Origin of the sequence: Propionispira arboris, assembly GCF_900109225.1 — a bacterium.
Classification (GTDB): Bacteria; Bacillota; Negativicutes; order Selenomonadales; family Selenomonadaceae; genus Propionispira; species Propionispira arboris.
This window is the reverse complement of record NZ_FNZK01000004.1, coordinates 124,209-151,117: the sequence shown is the minus strand read 5'-3', so window position 1 is coordinate 151,117 and position 26,909 is coordinate 124,209. Positions and strand designations below refer to the sequence as shown.

23 protein-coding genes are annotated in these 26,909 nt (G+C 38.3%); 1 reads left to right on the top strand and 22 read right to left on the bottom strand.

Annotated features, from left to right (window positions below):
- Positions 1-292: 292 nt before the first annotated feature.
- Together BMY14_RS05530 and BMY14_RS05525 are read right to left on the bottom strand one after the other, a co-directional pair.
- Complete coding sequence (locus tag BMY14_RS05530; RefSeq protein ID WP_177177489.1) at positions 293-733, bottom strand: hypothetical protein; 441 nt, start codon at positions 731-733, stop codon at positions 293-295.
- 65 nt (positions 734-798) lie between these two features.
- Positions 799-1,071 (bottom strand): hypothetical protein, encoded by a 273-nt coding sequence (locus BMY14_RS05525; protein ID WP_091829930.1) that lies wholly within the window; start codon positions 1,069-1,071, stop codon positions 799-801.
- Between the two features lie 260 nt (positions 1,072-1,331).
- On the opposite strand from BMY14_RS05525, the gene BMY14_RS05520 reads away from it, so the two are divergent.
- Complete coding sequence (locus BMY14_RS05520) at positions 1,332-2,177, top strand: AraC family transcriptional regulator (protein WP_091829928.1); 846 nt, start codon at positions 1,332-1,334, stop codon at positions 2,175-2,177.
- Positions 2,178-2,220: 43 nt separating this feature from the next.
- Here BMY14_RS05520 and accC read toward each other — a convergent pair whose 3' ends face one another.
- The 20 genes from accC to BMY14_RS05420 form a co-directional block, all read right to left on the bottom strand.
- On the bottom strand, positions 2,221-3,570 hold the full coding sequence (gene accC / locus BMY14_RS05515; RefSeq protein WP_091829926.1) for an acetyl-CoA carboxylase biotin carboxylase subunit: 1,350 nt from the start codon (positions 3,568-3,570) through the stop codon (positions 2,221-2,223).
- 30 nt (positions 3,571-3,600) lie between these two features.
- Positions 3,601-4,044, bottom strand: coding sequence for an acetyl-CoA carboxylase biotin carboxyl carrier protein (locus tag BMY14_RS05510; RefSeq protein WP_091829924.1), 444 nt, complete (start codon positions 4,042-4,044; stop codon positions 3,601-3,603).
- A 51-nt stretch (positions 4,045-4,095) separates the two neighbouring features.
- Complete coding sequence (locus BMY14_RS05505; protein ID WP_091829922.1) at positions 4,096-5,094, bottom strand: 5-oxoprolinase subunit C family protein; 999 nt, start codon at positions 5,092-5,094, stop codon at positions 4,096-4,098.
- Positions 5,094-5,843: a 5-oxoprolinase subunit PxpB gene (pxpB, locus tag BMY14_RS05500; RefSeq protein WP_091829921.1), complete on the bottom strand. Its 750-nt coding sequence runs from the start codon at positions 5,841-5,843 to the stop codon at positions 5,094-5,096. The genes BMY14_RS05505 and pxpB (BMY14_RS05500) overlap by 1 nt, the downstream gene beginning before the upstream one ends.
- A 72-nt stretch (positions 5,844-5,915) precedes the next feature.
- Positions 5,916-6,707: a putative hydro-lyase gene (locus tag BMY14_RS05495; RefSeq protein WP_091829919.1), complete on the bottom strand. Its 792-nt coding sequence runs from the start codon at positions 6,705-6,707 to the stop codon at positions 5,916-5,918.
- Between the two features lie 29 nt (positions 6,708-6,736).
- On the bottom strand, positions 6,737-7,960 hold the full coding sequence (locus BMY14_RS05490; RefSeq protein WP_091829917.1) for an NRAMP family divalent metal transporter: 1,224 nt from the start codon (positions 7,958-7,960) through the stop codon (positions 6,737-6,739).
- Between the two features lie 31 nt (positions 7,961-7,991).
- Positions 7,992-8,762: a LamB/YcsF family protein gene (locus tag BMY14_RS05485; RefSeq protein ID WP_091829915.1), complete on the bottom strand. Its 771-nt coding sequence runs from the start codon at positions 8,760-8,762 to the stop codon at positions 7,992-7,994.
- Positions 8,763-9,103: 341 nt separating this feature from the next.
- Positions 9,104-10,039, bottom strand: a complete 936-nt coding sequence (locus tag BMY14_RS05480) for a 5-oxoprolinase subunit C family protein (protein ID WP_091829913.1) — start codon at positions 10,037-10,039, stop codon at positions 9,104-9,106.
- On the bottom strand, positions 10,036-10,785 hold the full coding sequence (gene pxpB / locus BMY14_RS05475) for a 5-oxoprolinase subunit PxpB (RefSeq protein ID WP_091829911.1): 750 nt from the start codon (positions 10,783-10,785) through the stop codon (positions 10,036-10,038). Before pxpB (BMY14_RS05475) ends, BMY14_RS05480 begins: the two co-directional genes overlap by 4 nt.
- A gap of 54 nt (positions 10,786-10,839) precedes the next feature.
- Positions 10,840-11,700 carry a LysR family transcriptional regulator gene (locus BMY14_RS05470; RefSeq protein WP_245741285.1) on the bottom strand — a complete coding sequence of 287 codons (861 nt, stop codon included), beginning with the start codon at positions 11,698-11,700 and terminating at the stop codon, positions 10,840-10,842.
- 438 nt (positions 11,701-12,138) lie between these two features.
- Entirely contained in the window at positions 12,139-14,226 is a 2,088-nt protein-coding gene (locus BMY14_RS05465; RefSeq protein WP_091829907.1) for a BglG family transcription antiterminator, read from the bottom strand.
- A 129-nt stretch (positions 14,227-14,355) separates the two neighbouring features.
- Positions 14,356-15,723 (bottom strand): PTS ascorbate transporter subunit IIC, encoded by a 1,368-nt coding sequence (locus BMY14_RS05460; RefSeq protein ID WP_019552405.1) that lies wholly within the window; start codon positions 15,721-15,723, stop codon positions 14,356-14,358.
- Positions 15,724-15,745: 22 nt separating this feature from the next.
- Positions 15,746-16,021, bottom strand: a complete 276-nt coding sequence (locus BMY14_RS05455; RefSeq protein ID WP_019552406.1) for a PTS sugar transporter subunit IIB — start codon at positions 16,019-16,021, stop codon at positions 15,746-15,748.
- 1 nt (position 16,022) lies between these two features.
- Positions 16,023-16,487 carry a PTS sugar transporter subunit IIA gene (locus tag BMY14_RS05450; RefSeq protein WP_019552407.1) on the bottom strand — a complete coding sequence of 155 codons (465 nt, stop codon included), beginning with the start codon at positions 16,485-16,487 and terminating at the stop codon, positions 16,023-16,025.
- A 26-nt stretch (positions 16,488-16,513) separates the two neighbouring features.
- A complete protein-coding gene (locus BMY14_RS05445; RefSeq protein ID WP_091829905.1) occupies positions 16,514-17,230 on the bottom strand; it encodes a transaldolase in 717 nt (238 codons plus the stop codon).
- Between the two features lie 312 nt (positions 17,231-17,542).
- Positions 17,543-19,501 carry a molecular chaperone HtpG gene (htpG, locus tag BMY14_RS05440; RefSeq protein WP_091829903.1) on the bottom strand — a complete coding sequence of 653 codons (1,959 nt, stop codon included), beginning with the start codon at positions 19,499-19,501 and terminating at the stop codon, positions 17,543-17,545.
- 180 nt (positions 19,502-19,681) lie between these two features.
- Complete coding sequence (locus BMY14_RS05435) at positions 19,682-21,454, bottom strand: methyl-accepting chemotaxis protein (RefSeq protein WP_091829901.1); 1,773 nt, start codon at positions 21,452-21,454, stop codon at positions 19,682-19,684.
- Between the two features lie 201 nt (positions 21,455-21,655).
- Complete coding sequence (locus BMY14_RS05430) at positions 21,656-22,222, bottom strand: hypothetical protein (RefSeq protein ID WP_245741284.1); 567 nt, start codon at positions 22,220-22,222, stop codon at positions 21,656-21,658.
- A 193-nt stretch (positions 22,223-22,415) separates the two neighbouring features.
- Entirely contained in the window at positions 22,416-25,571 is a 3,156-nt protein-coding gene (locus BMY14_RS05425) for an efflux RND transporter permease subunit (RefSeq protein WP_019552412.1), read from the bottom strand.
- A gap of 13 nt (positions 25,572-25,584) precedes the next feature.
- Complete coding sequence (locus BMY14_RS05420; RefSeq protein WP_019552413.1) at positions 25,585-26,745, bottom strand: efflux RND transporter periplasmic adaptor subunit; 1,161 nt, start codon at positions 26,743-26,745, stop codon at positions 25,585-25,587.
- Between the last annotated feature and the right edge of the window lie 164 nt (positions 26,746-26,909).

Here is a 26,909-nt window from a genome sequence, read left to right as displayed (position 1 = left end):
CTTCAATAAAATAACCAATCCCTTCTTTTTGAAAATATCCCAAACTGGTGGAACCTATATATATGGCATTAAACATTTTATATGGCAATCGTCAGGACTGGGGTATAGGGTTGAGTGCGTTACGTAGGAAGCAAACGATGCCCTATACTCCAGTCCTGGCAGACTGATAGACTGGATGTAAGTTCTTTAATGCATTCTATATATATAAATTGCATTAAATATTATATATATCTTAATCAAAAAATATCACAACAAATAAATGAGCTGTGATATTTTTATTTTATATGAAATTTCATGATGCACAAACAATATCTCTCCGCCCTGCTTCACGGATCTGCCGGGCAAAAAAATCAGTTATCGTTATATCACTTACAGAAATTTTTTGCAATTCGTTACCAATTTCAAACAAATCAACTGTAACTTTGCCAGCCAACGTGAAAATCATAAAAAACTGATCTTTCATATAAGCTTCATCCACAATATATTTACTAAAAACTTCTAACATCTGTTCATTTTTTCGCACTACACTGCCATCGGCATTGTACATTTTAATATTGATTTTTTTTCCATTAAAAACCGGTCCAATGATAAAGCCATCCGCACCCAAACCGTTATGACGATCACAGAACACTTGGATTTGTGCTTTGTCCAGCACAAGATCATTTTGCTGCGGATCATATACAAGATACTCATTTTCTAAAATACGATATTTTTTTAATAAAACAGGCATCATGCACCCCTCCATTTTTTAATATATCAAAATACATGCTATTGTGATTTAAGTCTTTCAGCTCATCTTTACAACTCCCTATTTTTAAATTTAAGCTGATGAATAAAATAAGGATGAGACTCAAATACACTTTTTAGATCATAGATAGTAACCGGGGTTCCAGAACTAATAGTAATTTCGCCTAAATACGTATTGAGCGTACCATAATAAATCAAATCCAAGTTTTGAATATGAACATGCTGAATCGTGCTGCCAACAATTTTTTTATTCATCCAATGTTCTACTACTGAAATCCGAATATTTTTTTCAATTTCCACGATGATCAATCGTATCTGCTTCATAATAGATTCTCCTCAACACCCTATCATTTCTTTTTTACTATACTGATCGTAACACAGCTTCATATAAAAAAGACGTCAAAAAACTGCTGTTTACATAAAGAATATGTAAAGATTGCAATTTTCATTTGGTGTTCAGAAGAACAATTCGCGGAAAAATTCTTTGTTATATACAGTATAGCAAGCATCAAACACATATAAAATTGTAAAAATGCTTTTTATATTGCAAATATTGCTATATAATAAAAAGTGGAGGTGTTGTAATGGATCGTTATGAAAAAAAAGGCTATTTGGACACGGATTTTAAGTTTTTTCATTTAATTGATACTGCTTTACGAGAATTCAATTACCATTATCACGAATTTGATAAAATCATTATTTTTCTTTCCGGCAATGTAAATTATATGATCGAAGGTAAATCTTATATGTTAGAACCACGTGATATCTTACTTGTAAATCGCAATGATATCCATAAACCAAAGATCAATTTTTCACAGCCCTATGAACGAATCGTAATTTATATTTCGCCCCTTTTTATGGAAAAATATCATACGGCTTCTTATGATTTAGCAAATTGTTTTCATCTGGCAAAAAAAGAACATTCAAATGTCATTCGCATCCATCCAGCGAAACGGCAAAAATTGCTCAACCTCATTGATAATCTAAAAAAAGCATTAACCGAAAATGCTTTTGCCAGTGATCTATCTGCTAAACTGCTTTTCTTGGAATTTATGATTCATTTGAATCGGGCAATTTTAGATCACCAAATTGAAACGATATCAACGACTGTTTATGATAAAAAAATCATTGAAATCCTACAATATATCAACGCCAATTTATTTGAAACAATAAAGTCGGACAATCTGTCACAAAAATTTTTCATCAGCAAATATCATATGATGCGCAAATTCAAAGAAGAAACAGGCTACAGCATCCATCAATATATAACCAACAAGCGCTTGCTCTGTTCTAGAGATTTGATTCAACAAGACATTCCAATCACAAAAGTCTGTTTTGACTGCGGCTTTAAAGATTATTCCACTTTTTCCCGGGCTTTTAAAACAATATTCAAGACAACACCACGTGAATACAAAAAATCACGACAATAAAAATGCAACTCGAGAATATATATTCTTCCCGAGTTGCATTTTTTTATTGAAATTTCGACTCATTTTTTTCCAGAAATCCCGTATCAAAATCACCTTTCACAAAATCCGGATGTTCAAGCAATTTCCGCTGAAATGGCAGCGTTGTTTTGACTCCTTCAATTTCAAATTCAGCTAAGACACGTTTCATACGAGTGATTGCTTCGTTGCGATTTCTGCCCCAAACAATAACTTTTGCCAATAGTGAATCATAAAACGGCTGAATTTCATAGCCTTCATAAACCGCACTGTCAATGCGTACACCAAAACCACCCGGTGCTCGATATAAGGTAATAACTCCAGGATTTGGTAAAAATCCATTTGCAGGATTTTCCGCATTAATTCGACACTCGATGGACCAGCCCTGAATTTGAACCTCATTTTGTTGAAAAGAAAGTTTTTGACCAACAGCGACCAAAATCTGTTCTTTAATCAGATCAATACCAGTTATCCATTCCGTCACCGGATGTTCAACCTGAATTCTTGTATTCATTTCAATAAAATAAAAATCTCCATGTTTATCCAATAAGAATTCGACTGTTCCAGCACCACAATAGTCAGCTGCTTTTGCTGCAAGAACAGCTGCCTGTCCCATTTTCTTACGTAAAGGTTCATCGAGTTTTGGCGATGGAGCTTCTTCCAGAAGTTTTTGGTGCCTTCTTTGAATCGAACAATCCCGTTCACCCAGATAAACAACCTGACCAAAACGATCCGCCATAATTTGAATTTCAACATGGCGCGGATTTTCCAAATATTTTTCCAAATAGACCCCCGCATCACCAAAAGCGGCAGCGGCTTCCTTTTGGGCCGTAAGAATTGCTTTGGCTAACTCCTCTGGATTAGCCGCAACCCGCATGCCTTTACCACCACCACCTGCCGTTGCTTTTACAATAACAGGATAACCAATGTTCCCCGCCAATAAAACTGCTTTTTCAACCGATGTAATCAACCCTTTGGAACCTGGAATAATCGGCACTTCTGCCTTTTCCATTGTGTCTCTTGCCGTAGCTTTATCGCCCATTTTTTTTATAGCATCGACCGAAGGACCGATAAAGCAGAACCCTTCCTGCTCACAGATTTCAGCAAAGCCCGCATTTTCCGCTAAAAAACCATAACCGGGATGAATTGCTTCTGTTTTCGTAAAACGTGCCACTGCAAGTAAACCCACTTGATTTAAGTAGCTTTCACCTGCCGCTGCCGGACCGATACAATAGGCTTCATCTGCCAGCTTGACATGCAAAGCGCTAACATCCACGGACGAATAAACAGCCACCGTTTTTATATTCATTTCGCGGCAAGCTCTAATAATCCGGACTGCAATCTCACCGCGATTCGCTATTAATATTTTCGTAAACATGGGTTTCCACCTTTCTCTTTTTGTCTTATTTTATTTGGTTTGAATGAGAAATAATGGCTGTCCATATTCGATAAAATCTCCATCTTTTGCTAGGATTTCTATAACTTCACCTTCGACTTGAGCTTCAACTTCATTAAATAATTTCATGACCTCAACTACACCAACAACCGTTTCCGGTAAAACTTTCTGACCGATTGTTACAAAAGGTTTCGCACCAGGTTCTGCCGCCATATAAAAAGTACCAACTACAGGCGATAGAATTTTATGAAGGTCTATTTCTGATTTCTGTTCCAGTTTTTTATGAACAATTTCTGGCGATGTTTGCCATGATTTTAAAAGCGGTTCTTCTTGATTTTTCAAAACGACACTTTTTGCTAAAATAAGCTTGGTGCCTTCTTGTTCTAGTTCCAAACGTTCCAGTGAAGATTTATCTAAAATTCCGATAAGCTCTTTTAACTCTTCTATTGTAAACATAAATAGATTCTCCTTTATTTATGATGCCTTTCGATTTAAAGCTCAATAAACTCAATTTACATATAAAGCGATGTTTCTTTTAATCTCCTGCAAATAAATTTCTCGTTTAATATAAAGATCTTCTGCTTCTTGTAGTGATATTTCAGAAAAGTGGATCCTTTGTCCGGGTTTACTTTGTGCCAAAATAGTGAGGTCGACTCTTGCGACTTGAGCGATTTTCGGATAGCCTCCCGTAGTCTGACAATCTGCCAAAAGAATAATCGGCTGCCCGTCCGGTGGTATTTGAATCGTACCAAACGTCACCGCCTCGGAAAGCATTTCGGTTGGATTTTCCAGAGTTAATGCATCCCCTGCCAAACGATAGCCCATACGATCTGATTGCGTCGTAATATGAAATGACTTTTCGAAAAATTTTTTTTGGCTGACTGTGTCAAAAAGCGAAAACTCGTTTCCACGCGTTACACGAATCACAATGTTTTTTGATGATGCCAAACCTAAAGGTTCTGGAACATACCATAATGAACTGATAAAATTTTTTGTTTGATTGTTTTTTTGTAATTTTTTTATAAAAGGTCGCTGATGATCTTTTACCGGCAACACTTGTAAAACATCCCCTTTACGCAAAGCCCGCCCCGAAAATCCACCAATTCCCGCTCGCAGATATGTGCTCTGACTTCCCATAACGGCCTTTATATTATAGCCGCCTGCTACTGCTAAATATGTGCGACAGCCAGTTTTACAGGCACCAAATTGCAAAATCGTATCTTGTGTAATATAAACAGGGCGCCACATTGGAACGCGTTCACCAGCGATCATCGGTGATAAATCAGCCCCGGTAATGGCAATCATGGTATTTTTTTTAATTTTTAAGTAAGGACCAATCATCGTGATTTCCATGACAGCCTCAGGTTCAGGATTTCCTACCAAAAGATTAGCGATGCGAAGCGAAAAAGCATCCATTGCGCCACTTACAATAACCCCATATTTCTGATAGCCCGTTCTTCCCAGATCCTGAATACTCGTAAACAACCCCGCTTTTAAAACCTCCATCAGCTGAGCCCGCCTTTCTCATACGCTTGATATTCTTCATATGATATTGAATAAAACTCTATAATATCACCTGCTTGTAAGAGACTAGGAATCTCAGAATCCGGCTGAAATAAGGCGAGGGGAGTCCGTCCTATGAGCTGCCAACCGCCTGGTGTCTCGATTGGATATACCCCCGTCTGCGTGCCTGCAATACCCACTGAGCCTTTTGGTATCGACAAACGTGGTGAAGACCGACGTGGTGTAGCAATTTGTGGTGACATACCGCCTACATAAGGAAATCCTGGTGCAAACCCTATCATATAAACTAAATATCTACTACTCGTATGAATATCAATAACGTTCTGAACCGACAGCTTATGATACGAAGCAACATACTCTAAATCCTGACCAAATTCGCCCCCATAGCAAACTGGGATTCGGACAATATCCGCTTTTTTTTCTACGGTTAAATCCACCTCATTCAAAAACTTCAACATAATTTGCTCAACTATTTGATACGAAATTGGTTTTGCAGTATCTATATTATCCCATGATAACGTTCGTACCTGTAATGAATCATAATATACTGTAATACTGCAAAATGATGATATATATTCAATCATTCCCGTAAAGGAATGTTTTTCAAGATAATCAGCAAAAGCTTTTACTTTATAATGTATATCAGGATGAATTCCCTTACCAAAGGAAACCGTAATCCCCGTTTCGCCTAAAGGAAACATCTCAATCCATTCTATATTTTTTTCTCCCATAAATTACTGACACCTCGTTTTCAAAGACTATAAACACCCAATAAAATACATGACATATTCTTTTTCATAAAATCAGAAAACACCAAAGCGTTCATCTCTAATATCAGTAATAAACATATGTCCAGGAGCATGTGTTATCATCAGCGCAGGTTTCACATGCATTGCTGCCGCTTGAGGCGTCACGCCGCAAGCCCAAAACACTGGAACTTCACCTGAATTTATCGTAACTGCATCACCAAAATCAGGTTTATAAATATCTTGAATCCCGATAGAAGCCGGATTGCCAATATGAATTGGAGCGCCATGGACCGCTGGAAATCTTGATGTAACCTGTACGGCACGCACAACATCTTTTTCGGGAATTGGACGCATACTTACTACCAATGGTCCCGAAAACCTACCCGCTTTTAGACAAGGAATATTTGTTTTAAACATTGGCACATTACAATTTTCTTCAATATGACGAACGGGAATTCCATTATTTAGCATTGGAAATTCAAAAGTAAAACTACAACCAAGTAAAAATGCAACCATATCATCTTCCCAGTATTTTTTTATATCGGTTACTTCATCTACCATTTCACCATATTTATAAATTCTATATTTAGGAATATCTGTTCGGATATCAGCATTGGGTGCCACATTCGTCGGAACCCAAGATCCCGCTTCCGTTACATCAAGCACGGGACAAGGTTTTGGATTGCGTTGACAAAATAATAAAAAATCAAAAGCAAGTTCTTTTTTCAAAATAGCTAAATTTGCTTGTGTATAACCACTGGCAATTCCCGATGTTGGTTTTAGCCATTCATTGCGGCGAAACATCGCCCGTGCAGCATCCGGTGTCATGTTTGTAAACTTCGACATTTCTTTCACTCCTTTTAATTTGTGATAATTTATTGAAATATTTTTGGCAATTCATTAATTAATGTATAACCACCCATGTAAAGCATAATTACAACTACGGCTGTGCCAAAAACCGTCATCCATAGCGGATGCTTGTAGTCGCCGACAATCGTCTTTTTATAAGCTGCAATTAATAAAGTTCCTAATGTAACTGGAAGAATCAACCCATTCAAAGCACCTACTAAAATCAATACAGTAACTGGTTTTCCTACAAAAACAAAAATCAATGTAGAAAAAAGTATAAAAGCGATAATAGCTATACGATAATTTTTATTTAGAACAGGACTAAATGTTTGAATAAAGGATACCGATGTATAAGCTGCACCAATAACAGAAGTAATGGCCGCTGCCCACATAACCAGGCCAAAAATCTTATAACCAATTTCACCAACCGATAATTGAAACACAGATGCCGCTGGATTGGTTGGATCAAGCGATAAACCATGCGAAACAACTCCCAGTGCTGCCAAGAACAAAATCACTCGCATAATGCCTGTGATGACAACCCCCGAAACCGAACTGCGTGTCACTTGCGGCAAAGCAGCTACACCTTTGATACCGGCATCTAATAGACGATGCCCTCCAGCAAATGTAATATAGCCGCCAACCGTTCCACCAACTAAAGTTATAATGGACATAACGTCAATCGAGTCTGGCATTAAAGTTTTGCTAACAGCTTGACTTATCGGTGGATCGGATACAATTGCGACATATAAAGTGAGTCCTATCATACCTACCCCAGCAATCTGTGTAAACCGATCCATTGCTTTACCAGCTTCTCTGTTTAAAAAGATTGCAATTGCAATAACTGCACTAATCAGAGCACCCGTTATTGGTGATATACCAAACATTACGTTGAGCCCCAATCCACATCCGGCAATATTGCCAATATTAAATGCCAGCCCCCCAGCTACCACTAAAAAAGAAACAAAATAACCAAGCCCAGGTAAAACCATGTTCGAAATATCTTGTCCTCTTTTGCCTGCAACAGCAATAATTCGCCATACATTTAATTGCGCTCCAATATCAATAATGATCGATAATAATATAACAAAACCAAAACTAGCGGCTAATTTTTCCGTAAATACAGTAGTCTGTGTCAAAAATCCAGGCCCAATTGCTGATGTTGCCATCAGAAATGCCGCTCCCATCAATAAACTCCAGTTTGATTTTACAGGTAAGGCTTTATTTGTATTTGTTTCTTCTATTTTCATGAATAAGTCCCCCTCGTATATACTGTATAATTTATGAAATTTTACCTTTAACTGCTCGAATTGAAACTTTAGCATCCAGCAGTGCGCCTCTAATTTTACGGGCAAATAAGAGTGCTTTTGCTCCATCGCCATGAATGCAGATTGTATCCGCTTTAAGATGGACAAGGCTGCCTTGTCTTGATAAAACAGAACCAGTCGTCACCATACCAAGAACTTGCTCAATAGAGTCTTGTTCATTCGTAATCAAGGCATTCATTTGCTGCCTTGATGTCAGTGAACCATCCGATTGATAAGTACGATCTGCAAAGACTTCACTGGCGGTACGAAGACCAATCCGTTCACCAGCTTTAATGATTTCACTGCCGGATAAGCCAAATAAAATCAACTCTGGCTCCAGTTTGTAAATTGCTTCGGCAATTCCCTCTGCCAAAAAACTGTTTTTCGCAGCCATATTATAAAGTGCACCATGAGGTTTAACATGCCGCAAAATTCCCCCGGCTGCTTTGACAAAAGCCTGCAGTGCACCCACCTGATATAAAACCATATCATAAGCTTCCCGTGCGGTTATATCCATCACGCGGCGACCAAATCCATTTAAATCAGGAAGTCCCGGGTGTGCACCAATTGCCACATTGTTTTTCAGAGCCAATTCTACGGTTTTGTGCATTACGGCTGGATCTCCAGCATGAAACCCACAAGCAATATTTACGGAAGTCACAAACGGCAAGATTTCTTGATCAAGGCCTAATGTATAACTACCAAAGCTCTCACCCAAATCACAATTCAAATCCACTTGATACATTTGTATCGCCCCTTTCTATGTAGAACGCATTAAAGAAATTCCATCCAGTCTATCAGTCTGCCAGGAATGGGGTATAGGGCATCGTTTGCTTCCTACGTAACGCCACTCAACCCTATACCCCATTCCCGACGAGTACTATGTAAAATGTTTAATGCCATATATATACAAAAATGGCACCTCAAACAAAGTTAATCTTTGTCTAAAGCGCCATTGCTTCTCTAAAATAATATTGGTATTCTTCTTGGTATTATCATATCACCTCTCAGGCATTCGGTAAAATTGAAAAAATAAATAGGGTTGTTCAATTTTTTCGAAAGTTGAACAACCCTATTTTAAATACATCAGCCAAGTTGTTTTTTGATCCGTTCATAGGCCGTTCTTTCAATCTTTAAAGCAGCAATTGCCGTCGCTTCTGTTACCTGTTGAAATTGAATCGTATCGCCTATATTTGCCTGTGCAACTTTAGGAAAATCAACCTGGATTATATAGCCTATTTTAGGAAAGCCCCGCGTAGTACCATGATCTGGTGCCACAATATAAGGCAGACCACAGGCCGGAATTTCTATTGCCCCCAGCCCCACTCCATCCGATATAACATCGACCTTATCCAGCATAGCCAATTTCGGACCGGCAAGTTGATAATTCACACGATCTGCCGCTGTAACAAGATAAACCTCCGAAAAAAAGCGAAACACCGCTTCAGCTTGAAATAAATGTGTCTGCGGTCCACTAACCACACGCAGTGTCCATGTTTTTGAAAATACAGGAATATCGTTGGCAGTTAATTTTTGTACTTTAGCCGGAATAAATGTATCTTTCCCTATGTATAAAACATCGCCTTGCTGCAAGGTTCGCCCTTCCAGACCGCCCAGTTTAGCACCAGTATATGTAGATCGACTTCCCATAACCAAGGGAACATCAAAACCTCCCCGTACACCTAAATAAGCACGTCGCCCCAAAACAGCCCGGCCAAAATGCAATTCTCCGCGTCGTGGTATCAATACAGATGACCAATTGGCAATTATGTTTCCATTGACACTCGCCTGCATATCTGCACCACACAGCGAAACCAGCGTTTCCTCATCAAAGCGAAAAGCAGCTCCCGATCCCGTCATTTCAATTACAGCAGCTGTTTCCAGATTGCCAATAAGACAATTTGCCATCTTATAGGCATAACTGTCCATAGCTCCAGCAATTGGCATCCCCCAAGCTTGATATCCCCAGCGTCCTTGATCTTGTAATGTCGTAAAATCTCCCTGTTGAATCACTGTAATCATACTTGTTCCTCCGCACTGACTTTAAGCTGATAAATTCCTTGTGTCACCGCTTGACGAATTGAAAAATACTGTTCCAACGGAATCGATTCAAATTGCACATAATCGCCTGGTGCTAGTAAAAATGGCTCTGATCGTGTCGGATCAAAGGCTTTTAATGGTGTCCGACCAATCAACCACCATTCACCCGGGCTTTCAATCGGGTAAAAACCCGTCTGATTACCACCAATCCCAACCGAGCCAACAGGAACCCGGTTGCGTGGTTTTTCCTGACGAGGCACAATTAATAAATCGGATAATCCTCCCAAATAAGGGAAGCCGGGTGTAAAACCCAGCATATAAACTAAATATGGCTGTCCTGCATGCAGTTTAATGACTTGTTCTATCATAAGACCTGTATATTTTGCGACATAATCTATATCCGGTCCTAAAACGCCACCATAACAAACGGGAATATGCACAACCCGTCGTACTAAATCCCCCAATTTAGTAAGCTGTAAATTCGCTAAAATGACCTCAATCTGTTTTGTTAAAGACGCTCGCGTAATTTTAAATGGATCAAAATAAATTACAACAGAGCAATAGGACGGAACCGCCTCAATCATTCCATTAATTTTAGAAGCTGAGACCATCCGCATAAAACTCTGAACACATAAATTAATAGTCGGAGAAATGATTGCACCAAACTCTACGACTAAGCCACCTTCACCCGCAGCCAATAACTTTACATCATCTAAAAAAGCATCCATTTAATCCATCAACTCACTTATTCTTTCTTTAATAAAAATGACTATTTTAGAGCATTACTCTACTAAACGTTCACGCACAAGTTTAATAAATGCTCGTATGGGCAGTGACAACCATTTGTCTTTGTGATGAACAATATAGGTATTGGTATCAAGATCAATTCCCTGCCACGATAAAGCCACAAGTTCACCTGCTTCAATTTCCGTTTTTACGGCAGCCAATGGCAAAATTGTAATTCCAAGCTGACTTTTAACAAATTGTTTGATCGTATAAATCTGTCCTATTTCTAAAATAGTCCTTGGTGTAATAGAAGATTTTTCAAGATATTCCTCCAAGACCGTTTGGTAATGACTAATCGAATCTGTAAAAACAAGAATCTGCCCCGTCAAATCCTGGACCTTAACTCTTTTCAATTTCGTCAACGGGTGGTTTGGTGCCGCAACCATAACAATCGGTTCTGCCCATAAAAACTCACTGATAAAATCGCGATCTTTGACTTTTTTTTCTAAAAAAAATGCCACATCCATCACATTTTTCCGCAGTAAATTCCGAAAATCACTGCCAATTCCCAAACGTAATTTAAGCTCCACATCTGGATATAAAGAAACATATTCTTTAAGAACATCCGTTAAATAGTACATGCAAACAGATTCCGGTATACCAAGGATTAGGGACCCTTTTGGTATATCAAAATGATCCAATTCATTTTTGGCTGCTTCGGATAACTTCGTGATCTGTTCCGCATATTCATAAAGGCGTTCCCCATCCGTTGTTAACATTAATTGATGCCCAAAGCGTTCAAAAAAAACTGTATTAAATTCTTTTTCCAGTAATTGAATATGTGTTGTCACCGTTGACTGCGTATAGCCCAAAAGCTGTGCCGTTTGTGAAAAACTGCCCAGTTTTACGATACTCATAAAAGTTTTAAGCTGCCGAATTTCCAAAATTATCACCCGCTATTTTTAAATATATACTACCACAATGCAATTGCTCCTTATTTAGTTATCATAGTAACATATATAAGTCGCATTAAATATTATATGGCAATCGTCAGAACCGGGGTATATTACGGAGGAAGCAAACGATGACCTATATCTCACCCCTGACAGACTGATAGGCTAGATGCAGTTTCTTTAATGCATTATATATAGTATATACTATTTGCGTCTTTTTATAATAGTTTTAATTATAAACCAACAAAACTCCCAATTTGAATTTTTCAAACTGGGAGTTTATTATATACCATATGGCACCAATGCGTTATAAATCCTATGCATCATAAATTTTAATATTTTTTCATGCTGCTTTTCAGCATGAGACTGATAAATAATGTTCTATTCTATATATTCTAATTATTATTGTATATTAAATAATTCCAGTACCTCGATTTTGCTTTGAACTTGCGTAATATGCTGCAAAAAATCGCGTTGTTCCAAAACCCGAATCAACTCTTTCAAGGCTCTGGTATGCGTAACATAATCCACTGCTGCCAATGTAATCAGAACTTGCACCCTGCCCTCCTCACCGGATTCAACCATATCAAATTGCACAGGTCGATCAAGGATCAGGATACTAAAACCTGTTTTTAAAGCACCATCACTTGGTTTAGCATGCGGCATAGCAATGCCTGGCAACAGCACAATATAAGAACCTATCGTTTGTACATTTTCCACCATAGCTTCAAGATATTGTTGTGTAACATACCCTTCCGTTTGCAGCATTCTTCCTCCAACCTGAACAGCCTCCTGCCAAGTCTCAGCATTCCCATGCAGTTGGATTCGATCTTCCGAAATCAACTCCATCAGTGCTGGATACTCAATCTTATTTTTACGAAGCAGACTGCTTAGTTCATTACATAATACTTCTGGTGCATTAATCGTGCAATTCTTACCAATAATCTGCAACAGGCTTTGCACAGATACGACTGCCGTTTCCTGAATTTCTGCCACATCAATGTTTCGAGCATACTGAGAGAAAAACACACTCAATTCACTGATATTTTTTTCATTGAGAAAAGGCTGAACTATGACGCATTTTATATGATCAAGTTTAAGCGGTACCGTCGTTATAACTAAATCAATCACTTCTTGTTTGATCGATTCATATGCATCATGAACAGATACCGTACCTACAACCTCAAAATCGAAAATAGAACGTAATTTCAGCAAAACAAACTTTGATGTGCCAACCCCGGTAGCACAAACAATCAAGACTCGTGCTTTACGTTCATGGCTATTTTTCATCCGCTCACGTGAAGTCATAAAATGGATACTTATGTAGCCGCATTCTTCTGCACTAACTTTTGTCTGTAAGTCTTTTTCTAAAAAAGCTGAGACGTGTCTTACACAATTAAATATATCTACATATTGTTCCTGTATCTCTGCCAGCAATGGATTATTAATATTGATTTTATGTTTAAACCGATATATGGCCGAGCGCATATGCTGTAATAAATTTTCATACAGTTGTTCATCCAGCGTGAAATCAACTCCATATGTTGTAGACATTTTCTCAATTAAGGTCGATACCAGCATTTGTATATAAATATCATTTTCATTCGGAGTATGACTGCTGTCATCTGCTAAAGAAAAATTGCTTCCCAATAAATGAATAGCAATATAGCCAATCTCATTATCTGGTATTATAATGTGAAAACGATCTTCCAGTTTACGGGCTATGCCAGCTGCAACAGCAAATTCTGCCGTTTTCGTCAACTGACGAAACTCAGCAGCATCCATCCGTATATCTTTATCCATTTCTATTCGTTTAACTGCAATTGCTAAATGGATTACAAGATTATTAAATGCATAATCTGAAAAAGTATTTTTTAACTGTTTTTCAGCTTCCTTAACAGCATCTTGAATAATACCAATATTAACATCATTGAATAAGCTGATAAAATTAACATTGAATAAATTTAATGTGTCAAAATGATCAAATAGCAATTTCGATGCCATTTTACGGAGTTTTACTTCATCGCCAACAAATTTAATACCTTTTCCTTTGGATGTTTCAATCATGTCACGATTTAACCCCAAGCGTACTTTGATTTCCTTAATGTCATTTTGAATCGTTGTTTTACTGACCAACATTTTATCAGCCAATTGTTGTACCGTTGTATAAATATCTCGTTCTAACAAATCATATAATATATAAATGATACGTTCATTTTGGGATAATACATATTCATACGTATCTGAATTATGTATGCAGCACAAAAGTTCCTGTCGCTTAACATTTGCCAGCAGCAAAGAAATTCCTTCATTCGGTTTTCTGAGCAGCCTATTAAAACCTTCGTCAATTAAATATTCATCGATATGATCCAAATCATATCGGACAGTTCGTTCACTGACACTCAGATCTTGGGCAAGACTTTCAATTTTTATTGGCATCTGGCTATATAAAATCCGATGCAAAATATGTGAGCACCGATTATTCAACATAAAATCACCTGCCCTTATTTTATCGTACACGTAATCTAAATTACAGATAAGAAAACATCTCTATTTTATTGTATCGATCACGCAATAAAATAAAGATGTCTCTTATACACAGCTAAGAAGTTACGTGTATTACTCTTCGTTTGGATTATTAATTACTTTATTTTTACTCGGAATAAAGTTTGGCACCAAAAGCACCACGAAAAGGATAGCTATGACAGCAAATATTCCCATTTGCCCTGTGGCACTCGATATTAACCCCAAGGTAATACCTAAAACCCCAAAATCAAAATCGCCAAATGTTGTATTTTGAAAACCTAATGAACCAAGTACTGGAAGTAAAAGAGCCGGTGCAAATGTAATCAACAGTCCATTGACAAAAGCCCCACAAACAGCCCCCTTACGACCACCCGTTGCATTTCCGAATATGCCTGCTGTGGCGCCGCAGAAGAAATGTGGTACAAGTCCCGGAATAATCAAAACGCCACCGAGAATCCCCAGAATAATCATTCCGATCACACCACCAATAAAGGAAACAACAAACCCAATAACAACAGCTGTCGGAGCATAGGTGAAAAATACCGCACAGTCAACTGCCGGAACAGCATCTGGAATAACTTTTGTTGCAATACCCTGAAATGCAGGAATCAAATCGCCTAAAATCATCCGAACTCCTGAATATACTATTGTAACACCAACTGCAAATTTAAACCCTGACATCACCGCAAATAAAATAGGTGACATTCCTTCCGACAAAGTTGCTACATATGTCGGACCTGCAGCAATAGCGGCTATCAGATAAAAGAACATCATCGTGATAGCTGTAGAAACCGTAGTATCTCGTAAGAATCCCCATTTTTCCGGGATCTTTATTTTCTCGGTGCTTTCTTCAGGTTTGCCTACTTTTGAGCCTACCCAAGCTGAGATATAATAGGCTAAACTTCCAAAATGGCCTAAAGCAATGCCATCACCATCTGTAACTTTATTGGTGTATTTTTGTCCAATTGCCGGAGAAATCGAACTCCATGCGCCTAAAATAAAACCACCACACAAAATAAGTTCAAGCCCTTTCATTCCTGAAGTGCCAAGAACTGCGGATAATAAACATGCCATAAAAAAACTATGATGCCCTGTTAAAAATACGTATTTATATTTCGTGAACCGTGCAATCAACAAATTAACAATAAGTCCTACAACTAAAATCGACATTGTTTCCACGCCCAAAATTTTTTGTGCAACGGATACAATGGCTTCATTGTTTGGCACAACACCCGTAATATGGAAACCTTTTTCAATCATTTTTCCCAACGGATCTAAATTTGTTACGATAAAACCAGCACCAGCCCCTAGCATTAAATAACCCAGGATTGGCTTTAATGTACCTGTCATGATTTTATAGAACGGTTTTCCCAGTGCGACCAGTCCTACAAAGGATACCATCCCTATTAATAATGCTGGCTGTTGAAGTACATCTCGCAAAAACTCAAGAATTTCAATCATGTATATTACCTCCATCTCGTTATTACTGGTTGGCTTTTGCCCTGATAATTTCCAATATGTCTTCCTTTATTTTCTTCTTATTTATATAACTCCTTACAACCGCTACATCTTTATGCTCAAATTGTTCTGCCAGTTCTTTGACAGTCACAATTAAATCAACATCTTTCCCTTGTGCTGAATTAAAATCGATGGATTCAACATCCGCTTGAATTCCCTCCTCTTTGCAGATTTCTTCGATTTTCATTGCCAGCATTAAACTACTGCCAATCCCATTACCGCAGACCGTTAATATCTTCATTTTAATCATCCTTCACTGTAAAATCTTTATTTTGAATATATGAAATAATTTCATTCTTCGTCATACCATTTCGCACCGCTGCCAGAAATGGCTCATCTTCTATCAGTATCATTAATTCAGCTAAAGCTGTAATATGGGTCGTTTGATCAATCGCACAAATAAAAATCAAGATGTCAACTGGATCATATTCTTCGTTGCCAAATGGAACAGGATTTTTAAGGCGAACCAATGACATACCTATTTTCTTAACCCCATATTCGGGGCGTGCATGCGGCATAGCCAATCCAGGAGCTATCACTATATATTGTCCCATTTTCTGTATGTTTTGCACCATAGCATCTATATAATTTTTATCCGTATTGCCCGCATCCACCAACATTGCCCCGCCATACCGTACTGCCTCTTCCCAGCTTTTTACCTCTATATCCACTGCAACAGTTTGATCTGTAAATAGCTTCTGTATCATCTTAAGCACCTGCCTTGAACAAATTTCTATACGATTGAAAACCCTAACCCAGAAGCGTCTTTATAAAACGATTGTACCGTTTCCAGTGAATACTCTTTTAAATCTTTACCATAATTCTGACTTTTAGCTAAAATAGAATTTTGAACAGTGATAATGTCACAACCTACTTCTTCGGCCTCAATAATATTATAAAATTCACGGCAGCTTGCCCACAGCAGCTCTACATTAGATTTACCGTGACAGATTTCCACTGCCTGTTTCATGAGTGTTCTAGTATCAACTCCAGTATCCGCAATACGTCCAGCAAATACCGAAACAATACTTGCCGCTTTTGGGTTTAAAGCATCGACTACAGATTGTACCTGATCAAGCGTAAAAATTGCTGTAACGTTTAAATGATAACCTTGCATGGACAATTTCTTAATAAGCGGTATCGAAGATTCCCCTTTCGTATTTGTGATAGGAATCTTCACATAAACATTTCTAGCAAGATTCGCTAAAATTGTTGCTTCTTTTTCCATCATTGAAAAATCATCTGAAAATACTTCAAAGGATACTGGAGCATCAGCAATAACCGCCAAAACTTCTTTGGCAAATAATTTATAATCTTTCACGCCTGCTTGTTTCATCAAGGATGGATTTGTTGTAAACCCATCGGCTGTACCTTCTTTATAAACACTAATCATATCTTGTAGATTCGCACCATCCGCAAATAGTTTGATTTTTAAATCTTTTAGATTCATTTTTATCGTCTCCCCTGTATATCTTTTCCTAATTCTTATTGTAATGTTCTAAATATTTTGTGTAAACAGCAAAAACTTGCACAATAATTCCGGCAAATGTAGCATTATAAAAAAAGCCGCTGGCACAGATTGGCATAACTGTAAAATCTACAGAGCCAGCCTATAACAGCGCACAAAAAAAGCAGGACTGTGGATGTCCTGCTTTTTTTAATAAGAAACTTGGGGTGTGTGAAAAAATATGAGTTAACCTACAAGACCTATTATGCCTTATACGTCTTTGAATTCTATTTGAAATACAAAAATTTTTAAATTTTATTTTGCCATTAATTTAGCAATTTTATTCGCAAAGCCAATTGGATCTTCTGGTAAAATACCTTCAATCAAAAGAGCTTGTGTATAAAGGAGATCACAATAGTCTTTGAATTCAACAGATTCTTTATCGGTGCCATGGATAGTCTGCAAACGACTAAAAAGATCATGATGTGGATTGATTTCCAGAATACGTTTTGCTTTAAACATTGGATTTTTAGCATCCGCAAAAGCTTGTTCCATCGCAATACTTGGTCCCTGTTCATCTGCGACCAGACAAACAGCACTCGATTTAAGGCGGTTGCTGACTTTAACATCAGATACTTTATTCGTTAAAGCTTCTTTGATGTCTTTAATTAAATCTTCATTTTTCTTGCTGATATCTTCTGTTTCTTTTTTAACTTCCTGTGATTCTACATCATCAAGTTCAAGATCACCACGACTAATCGAATGGAATTGTTTGCCGTCGTACTCACGAATCGTTTCAATCGCAAATTCATCCACAGGATCAAGTAAAAATAATACTTCAATGCCTTTTTCGCGTAAAAGTTCCATCTGTGGTAAATGTTCAATTGTTTCACGATCTTTACCTGTTGCATAATAAATTTTCTTTTGGCTTTCTGGCATACGTTCTACATATTCTTTTAAAGAACTTACGGTAGAAGCTTCTTTTGAAGATACAAAAAGCAATAAATCTTTCAATTTAGTAACAGTATCATTACCAGAATACATACTGTTATAAATACCAATTTTCAGTGATTTGCCGTATTCTTCCCAGAATTTTTCATATTTAGGACGATCATTTTTAAGCGTTCTTTCTAATGTTTTTAAGATATTTTTTTCGAGATTTTTACCGATTAATTTAAGCTCACGACTCTGCTGTAAAAGTTCACGAGAAATGTTAAGTGAAAAATCTGGTGAATCAACCAGCCCTTTGACAAAACGTAAATAGTCCGGTAAAAGATCTTTACATTTATCCATAATGAATACATGGCGGGAATATAACTGCACGCCTGGTTCATAATCATTGTGATACAGGTTAAATGGTGCATGAGCAGGGATAAATAGCAAAGAGGTATATTCTACTGTACCTTCCGCTTTTGTATGCAGGACATCCATCGGAGCTTCCCATTCATGGAATAACTCTTTAAAGAAATCATTATATTCTTCTGGTTTAATGTCGTTTTTATTGCGAGTCCAAAGTGGCTGCATCGAATTGAGCGTACGCATTTCATCGCGTTTTGTTTTTTCAGCCCCTTCAATTGGTTTTCCTTCTTCATCTTTTGGTGTTTCTTCAATGACAAAATTCATTTTAATTGGATACCGAACATAATCGGAATACTTTTTAATTAAAGTTTCTATTTTATATGTATCCGTAAAATTCTCTTCGGCTTTTTCGCCATAAAATTCTGGCAGTAATGTCAATGTAATGCTGGTTCCGCGTGCTTCTTTCTCACACTCTTCAATACTATATGTGCCATCGCCATTTGATTCCCATTTCACAGCAGTTGCCTGACCAGCTTTACGGGTAACAATCGTGACTTTTTCGGCAATCATAAAGGCAGAATAGAACCCAACACCAAACTGACCGATCATTTCCTTATCCGAAACATCGCCGCCAGCTTCTTTGGCTTCTTTCATTTTTTCCATAAAGGCTTTCGTACCGGATTTTGCAATCGTACCAATATTATCTACGACTTCATCATACGTCATCCCAATACCATTATCAGAAATTGTCAGTGTATGGGAAGCTTCATCCGGTACGAGATAAATTTCAAATGTATCATTACCTTCTAATAACTCACGATTCGTTAATGATTCGAAATGAGCTTTATCGATTGCATCCGATGCATTGGATATTAATTCCCGTAAAAAAATTTCGCGATTCGTATAAATAGAATGAACCATCAGATCCAATAATTGTTTTGTTTCTGCCTGAAACTCATGCATTTCTTTAGCCATAATTTCAAACTCCTTTACCATTTCAATAATTTTTGTTAGCACTCGTTCTCTGTGAGTGCTAATCTATACATTATGATACATCTATTTTGCTAAAAAATCAATATCTCTTCGCATCATAAAGTATTTTTCACAAAAAATTTTCCTGCCACAGTTCAGTCCGTGACAGGAAAATTAAAAATATTACACTTTAAACTTGACGATTGCTTCTTGCAAATCCTGTGCCATTTGAGCTAAAGCCTGGCTCGCATCGGCAATTTCATGCATAGATGCCGTCTGTTCTTGGGTCGAAGCAGAAACCGTTTGTGCTTCTGCTGCAACATTTTTACTCATAGTATCAATTTCTTGTACAGCCATAACAATATCATTTGTCCCTAAAGCCATCGTTGTAATGACTTCAGCCATTTGATTCGATTTATTGGAAATACCTTCCACTAATACTGCAATTTGCTTAAATGAATCCCCAGCATTCGTTACAACTTCGGTACCAATCCGTACTTGCTTGGTACCTTCTTCCATTGTTGCAACCGCATGGGCTGTATCAATCTGGATTGGTCCGATAAGTTCCGCAATCTGTTTAGCTGACTCACTCGATTGTTCAGCAAGTTTCCGCACCTCTTCTGCAACAACCGCAAAGCCGCGCCCCTGTTCACCAGCACGCGCTGCTTCAATCGCTGCATTGAGCGCCAATAAGTTCGTCTGTCCGGCAATACCAGCAATCGTATCAACAATCGTACCGATTTCTTTCGATTGTGCACCCAGTTTCGATACAACTACGGCTGAATTATTCACCGTGCTTTCAATCAATGCCATCTGCGCTATTGCACGTTCTACAGCATCACTACCGCCTTGAGCTGCCCCCGTAGCTGACTCAATTTGTTCTCCTGATTCAACGACATGCATTGAAATCTCTTCCATACTGATCGACATCGTTTCAACGTGTTCAGCTGCACTTTTGACGAGGTCAACTTGCTTACTGCTCGCTTCCGCAACATGAATCATCGATGTGGCAGTCTGACCACTCACTTGAGCGGATTGATCGGCATGGGCTGTAAGTTCTTCCGAAGATGATGCCACATAATCAACAGAGCCGGCAATCTTTTTAATGAGTTCATTCATATTTTTATGAACAATACCTAGTGCTTGAGACATCTGTCCCAGCTCATCCGTCCGATCATTCAATGCCATGTGTCCATTATGTGAAAAGTCCCCCTGAGCAAAACGATTTAGCTGTTCAGTAGTATCTATGATTGGTGCTGCAAAACGTTTTCCGATATATGTAGCGACAAACATAAGTACAATTTGTATAAGAAGCATACACAAAAGCATCCGCAATAAGCTTGCATGTAAATTCCCATCGGCAATTTTCTGCTGTTCAGCAACCTTGGTATCAATGTAATCAATCCAGGTTCCTGTTCCAACAACCCAGCCATAAGGCTTAAAGGCTAATGAATAATTTCTTTTAGGCAGTGGATTTGTATCCCCTGGTTTAGCAAATAATAAATCGGTATAACCGCCGCCTTCTTTTTGTCCATTTGCAATAATTTCTTTTATGTAAAGTTTTCCATTTGGATCTTTCGCATCAATTCTCGATTTACCTTCTGCGTCCCGGCCCATCAAAACAACATTGACACCCTGTTCCGTATCAATATAAAAATAATTACCATCACCAAACCGTAAATCACGCACATAATCTGCCGCTAAAAGTTTAGCTTGGTCTGGTGTCAAACTTCCCGCTTGCTGCTCTTTATAAGTTTTGTTTATAAAACTCACAGCCATCTCGACCTGGGTACGCATTTCATGATCTACACTATCCTGCAAATTGGCCCGATATTGTGCAATCTGCTGTTCATTTTCGCTAAATAGATCATAGCTAGCAAAACTTCCCACCAATAAGATTGAAATAATACTGATACAATTCAAAATAACTACCATCTGCGTTTTAATTGACTTCATGCCTTATCCCCCACAAACTTCATTTTGTATTCTGAAACTATGCTAAACAAAAAAACATCTGAATTGCGTGAATTTTTTCATTTACCTATCTATTATAATTCCAGAAGATACGAGTAGCAAGAAGTTTCTATGATTTTTATGCATAAAAAAAGACAATCATATAAAATGACTGTCTTTTTTATTATTTGAATTTGTTCTTTATCATTTAGTCCCGTTTGCAACTTCACGGAATGAGATAAGGCCTTTTTGATAGGCATCAATTGATTTTTTTGTCAGATCAGGATGTTCAACTAAAACTGCCGCATAACGATTATTGGTACCACGAATATATGTTTTTATTTGTTTATCCGTTCCCGCAGTAGCTGTATACAAAGCATTTTTCCCATCAATTGGAACAAGTTTTGCATATTCATAACCACTACTTAATAATTTTTTAAATAAAAGATCTCTGTCTGCATCAGAAATTTTATCTAAATCCGGCACATCTGCATCTTTAAATGCATCAACTGAAATAATCCAGGCTTTTTTTATATTATAGCCATCATTATCGAAAATAAGAACATCTCCATTTTCTTCGGAAGAGACTGCACTAAGAGGAATAACCCCTACCGGTTTTTGTGGACATTCAATTGTATAGCCATATTTTTCACTCGTATACTTATATGTATCCGCCGCATGCGTCAGGGATGGAAAACTAAGCGTCCCCACAAGCACCGCACAACAAACAAAAAGCATCTGGCGAATCCATACTTGATTGTATTTTTTCATTAATAAACACTCCTCTTCGTAAAGATCTTATTTTTTAATACCATATTACCTGTACCATGAACCAAATGATTGGCTTTATCTTTACTATTATATAATACATTGTCAATCTTTGAAAAGGGCTTGAAGCTGCATTTTTTATCAATTTTATAAAAAAGGGACTGCCTTTCGGCAGCCCCTCATAAACACATCAGCCTTACATATATTCTGTTGGCGATGCCTTTTCTTTTTTCTTGGTCGGTGAAATTTTTTCTGTAATTTTTTCAACTACAACAAAAAGAACCGGAATGAGGAATACACCAAATGCTGTGGCAAAAACCATACCACCAACAACTGCAACCCCCATTGAATTACGTGCACCAGCACCAGCACCTGTTGCAATAGCAAGTGGTAAACAACCGATGATGAACGCAAGCGATGTCATGATAATCGGACGAAGACGAAGTCCGGCAGCTTCAATTGCTGCTTTAACCGGTTCCATTCCTTTATCCACTCTAACTTTAGCAAATTCAACAATCAAAATTGCATTTTTCGCCGCCAACCCGATAATCATAATGACACCGATTTGCATGTACACACTATTTTGCAGATTCATAACATATTCAGACAGTAATGCTCCAAAAACACCGGTCGGTACTGTGAGTAATACAGCGTATGGCACACTCCAGCTTTCGTAAAGTGCTGCCAGACATAAGAATACGAAAATCAAAGCAAGTGCTAATACCTGCATCGTTGCATCACTCGAATTTTTTTCTTCACGACTTTGGCCTGACCATTCAATATTAAAGCCAGTTGGAAGTTGTTGTTTGGCGATTTCTTCCATTACTGTAATAGCCTGTCCAGAACTATAACCATCACCAACATTCCCCTGAATTGTAATACTGCGGGCAGCATTAAAACGAGAAATAATCGATGGTGCCGTTTCAAGTTTTGGTTTCAAAAGTGTATCAAGTGGAACCATGGTTCCTGATGAGCTCTTAACAAAAATGAATTTCGCCGTATCTGCTTCATTACGATACTTTGTATCAGCCTGAAGCACGACTTTATAGGTACGACCAAACTGGTTGAAATCATTGACTTGTGTTCCCCCAAAATTAACCTGCAGAGCAGTAAACACATCAGAAATATCTACTCCAAGGTTTTTAACCTTTTCACGGTCAATGTCAAATTCATACCCTGGTGAATTAATTTTATACGTAGAATACACGCCCTTTACTTCAGGCCGTTGATTTGCCGCTTTGACAAGATTCTGCGTAATCGTATTTAGTTCTTCATCGGTATGTCCCGACATATCCTGTAGCTGCATCGTAAAACCACCGACCATGCCAAGCCCCGGAAGCGATGGCATATTGAAGGCAACAACGGATGCTTGGGGATATCCCATGGCGCCCTGTCCAAAAACACGGCCTACTTGTGCATTGATTTGTGTTTCAGCAGAAGTTCGCTGGCTCCAAGGTTCAAGCCCAATAAACATAACCCCTCCATTAGATTTTGCTGCACTGGATAAAATGTCATAACCTGTAATAGCCATTACATTTTTAACCCCAGGATTTTTCTTTATATCATCCGCCAGATGATCCATTACATCCTGTGTGCGATTTAAAGATGTTCCTTCTGGCATTGATACTGACGTCAGGAAAAATCCCTGATCTTCATCCGGCACAAAAGTCGAAGGCAACACTTTATAAAGAAAGGCTGTAAGACCCACAATAATCAGCAATAAAATAGCACAATATTTTGCTTTACCAATCAAAGCAGTTACTGCACCAACATAGCCTTTATTGGTACGATCGAACCAATCATTAAATTTATCAAAGAAACGTCCTAAGATCCCTTTATGGGCATTCGGATCATGCGGTTTCAAAAGCATGGCACAAAGTGCCGGCGTCAGTGTCAATGCCACAAAGGCTGATAAGGCCATTGAAATAGCAATTGTCAACGCAAACTGCTTGTAAAGTACCCCCATGATACCACCAAGGAACGCAACTGGCACAAAAACGGCTGCGAGTACGAACGCAATCGCCACAACCGGACCAGATACTTCATCCATTGCCCGTTTTGTTGCCTCTTTTGGATCAAGTCCGCTGTAACGCATATGATGTTCAACATTTTCGATAACCACAATCGCGTCATCGACAACTAAACCAATCGCCAGCACCAGTGCAAACAGCGTCAATGTATTAATTGAAAAGCCCAGTACCACAAATGCACCAAACGTACCAATTAAGGATACCGGGATTGCCAACATCGGGATGAGCGTGGCTCGCCAGCTTTGTAAGAACAAAAATACAATGAGCACTACCAGAAGCATCGCTTCCGCAAATGTTGTGAGAACTTCTTTAATGGATTCGCGAATATACTGGGTATTATCAACGACTTCCTGATATTCGAGATCCGGTGGGAAATCAACAGCTGCATCTTTAATTACTTTCTGTACGGCACTAACCGTTTGCATTGCATTGGCATCATTTGTCAGCTGTACACCAAATGCAACAGCCGGTTGTCCGTTGGCCTTCGCCACAACATTATTCGTTTTCCCGCCAGTTTCGACGCGGGCAATATCTTTGAGACGGACAAACGAACCATTGGATTCCGCTTTAATAATAACATTTTCAAAGTCTTCAACCGTCGTTAAACGGCCCTGAACTTTACCTGTATATTGAAATTCCTGATTTTTCGGTGCAGGCATCTGCCCGATCGTACCAGCCGGGGCTTGCACATTCTGCTCTTTAACAGCTGACGTTATATCGGCAACCGTAAGCCCAAGTTCAGCAAGTTTATCAGGATTGAGCCAAACGCGCATCGAATAATCCGAGCCGAAAATATTAACATCACCGACACCTTTTACACGTTTGATTTTATCAATCAAATAAATATCTGCATAATTTTTCATAAAGACACTGTTATACGTACTATTTGGTGAATATAACGATACCATCAAAGCCATATCAGCCGAGGCTTTTTTCGTTGTGACACCAACAGTCTGAACATCTGATGGTAAACTTGCATTCGCTATAGCAACATTATTCTGTACCTTTACAGAATCCATGTCGCCATCTGTACCTAATTTAAATACAACACTTAAACTATATCTACCGGTATCATCAGTATTGGAACTCATATAATCCATACCATCGGTACCATTAACCTGCTGTTCAATAACCTGAGCAACAGTCTGATTCACAACGCTGGCATTTGCACCAGTATAAGTTGTAGAAACACTAATTGTCGGTGGTGATATCTGAGGATACTGCGCAATTGGCAGACTCACACCAGAAATCGTCCCGATAATAACGATCATAATTGCAAGAACAATCGCAAAAATCGGTCGTTCAATAAAAAATCTTGACAAAATATAGCACCTCCTAGGAATTCATGGACAAATTCAACTCTTCCGGAGTTACCATTGTCACATCCAGATCCATACCGGCCTGAAGTTTTGTCAAACCTTCAACGACAACGGTATCATCTGCTGTCAAGCCATCTTTAATAATCCAAAAACCACCAACTTTTTCACCAAGTGTTACAGCACGTGATTCAGATTTATTATCCGCACCAACGACCGTGACAAAAGATTTATCCAGTAATTGCTGAACTGCACGCTGGGGAACGAGAATTGCATTTGGCACTACTTCACCGCTAACCTTCACACGAGCAAACATGCCCGGTAATAAAATGTTATCAGGATTATCAAAAGCTGCTTTCACAGTTAATGCGCCTGTATTAGTCGATAAAGAACGATCCAATTGTTCAATTTTACCTGGAACAGGATAATTTGTACCATTACTTAACGTAATCGTTACACTGGCTCCCGGACCACCACTTACAGCATTATTCGTATTATTCTGCATGAACTTCAAGTACTCATTTTCACTAATACTAAACTGTACATATACAGGATTTATCGACCCCACGGTAACCAGCGTTGTTGAACCAGCTGATGCATAGGTACCAATTGCCACATCATTAACATCAAGCCGCCCATCCATTGGCGCAACTACAAGTGTATCATCGAGATTTTCCTGTGCTTTTTGTACAAGTGCACGATTTGCATCAGCTGCCGCTGTATTTTGACGAACTGTTGATGCTTGTGTCGTGGCAGTCTGTTCATCAATCGAATCGGAAGCAAGCAACTCTTGATATCGCTTTAAATCAATCTGCGAGTTATTTAAAGTTGCTTCCGATTGTGCCAGAGTGGCCTGTGCTGAAAGCAAGGCACTTTCATACTGACGTGAATCAATTTTGTACAAAGGCTGTCCCGCATGTACATATTGACCACCTGAAACATATTTTTCGACAATCGTACCAGAAACTTTCGGTTGAACTTTTACTTCATTTTTGCCTTTTACCTGCCCGGCATATTCATAGCTAAGCGGTGTATCTTTCTGAATAGCTTTCATTGCTTTAACTGGTGTTGCTCCACCCGTTTTTGCAGTATTTGCTGCTCCGCAGCCTGAAACAACTAACATTGCGAGTACAGCTAATAAAGCTAAGCAGTACGTCTTCATGCTTTTCACTGAAAACAAAATAGTTCTTACCTCCCCTATTAAAACCCACAATAATCACATTCCCTGTGAATGTGACTGAACGCAAATTTTAATTTTTAAATTAATAGATATATACATAGTACACACTTACAGATAGTAAATAAATGTTTACTATTGATGAATATTATAGTATAGTATATTCA

Coding starts and splice junctions, on each gene's coding strand:
- BMY14_RS05490 (WP_091829917.1), bottom strand. CDS start 7,960: ATGAAAATAGAAGAAACAAATACAAATAAAGCCTTACCTGTAAAATCA.
- BMY14_RS05485 (WP_091829915.1), bottom strand. CDS start 8,762: ATGTATCAAGTGGATTTGAATTGTGATTTGGGTGAGAGCTTTGGTAGT.
- accC (WP_091829926.1), bottom strand. CDS start 3,570: ATGTTTACGAAAATATTAATAGCGAATCGCGGTGAGATTGCAGTCCGG.
- pxpB (WP_091829921.1), bottom strand. CDS start 5,843: ATGGGAGAAAAAAATATAGAATGGATTGAGATGTTTCCTTTAGGCGAA.
- BMY14_RS05455 (WP_019552406.1), bottom strand. CDS start 16,021: ATGAAGATATTAACGGTCTGCGGTAATGGGATTGGCAGTAGTTTAATG.
- BMY14_RS05520 (WP_091829928.1), top strand. CDS start 1,332: ATGGATCGTTATGAAAAAAAAGGCTATTTGGACACGGATTTTAAGTTT.
- BMY14_RS05465 (WP_091829907.1), bottom strand. CDS start 14,226: ATGTTGAATAATCGGTGCTCACATATTTTGCATCGGATTTTATATAGC.
- BMY14_RS05445 (WP_091829905.1), bottom strand. CDS start 17,230: ATGAATCTAAAAGATTTAAAAATCAAACTATTTGCGGATGGTGCGAAT.
- BMY14_RS05480 (WP_091829913.1), bottom strand. CDS start 10,039: ATGATTACAGTGATTCAACAGGGAGATTTTACGACATTACAAGATCAA.
- BMY14_RS05495 (WP_091829919.1), bottom strand. CDS start 6,707: ATGTCGAAGTTTACAAACATGACACCGGATGCTGCACGGGCGATGTTT.
- BMY14_RS05450 (WP_019552407.1), bottom strand. CDS start 16,487: ATGATACAGAAGCTATTTACAGATCAAACTGTTGCAGTGGATATAGAG.
- BMY14_RS05430 (WP_245741284.1), bottom strand. CDS start 22,222: ATGAAAAAATACAATCAAGTATGGATTCGCCAGATGCTTTTTGTTTGT.
- BMY14_RS05510 (WP_091829924.1), bottom strand. CDS start 4,044: ATGTTTACAATAGAAGAGTTAAAAGAGCTTATCGGAATTTTAGATAAA.
- BMY14_RS05435 (WP_091829901.1), bottom strand. CDS start 21,454: ATGAAGTCAATTAAAACGCAGATGGTAGTTATTTTGAATTGTATCAGT.
- htpG (WP_091829903.1), bottom strand. CDS start 19,501: ATGGCTAAAGAAATGCATGAGTTTCAGGCAGAAACAAAACAATTATTG.
- BMY14_RS05530 (WP_177177489.1), bottom strand. CDS start 733: ATGATGCCTGTTTTATTAAAAAAATATCGTATTTTAGAAAATGAGTAT.
- BMY14_RS05470 (WP_245741285.1), bottom strand. CDS start 11,700: ATGAGTATCGTAAAACTGGGCAGTTTTTCACAAACGGCACAGCTTTTG.
- BMY14_RS05505 (WP_091829922.1), bottom strand. CDS start 5,094: ATGGAGGTTTTAAAAGCGGGGTTGTTTACGAGTATTCAGGATCTGGGA.
- BMY14_RS05525 (WP_091829930.1), bottom strand. CDS start 1,071: ATGAAGCAGATACGATTGATCATCGTGGAAATTGAAAAAAATATTCGG.
- BMY14_RS05460 (WP_019552405.1), bottom strand. CDS start 15,723: ATGATTGAAATTCTTGAGTTTTTGCGAGATGTACTTCAACAGCCAGCA.
- pxpB (WP_091829911.1), bottom strand. CDS start 10,785: ATGGATGCTTTTTTAGATGATGTAAAGTTATTGGCTGCGGGTGAAGGT.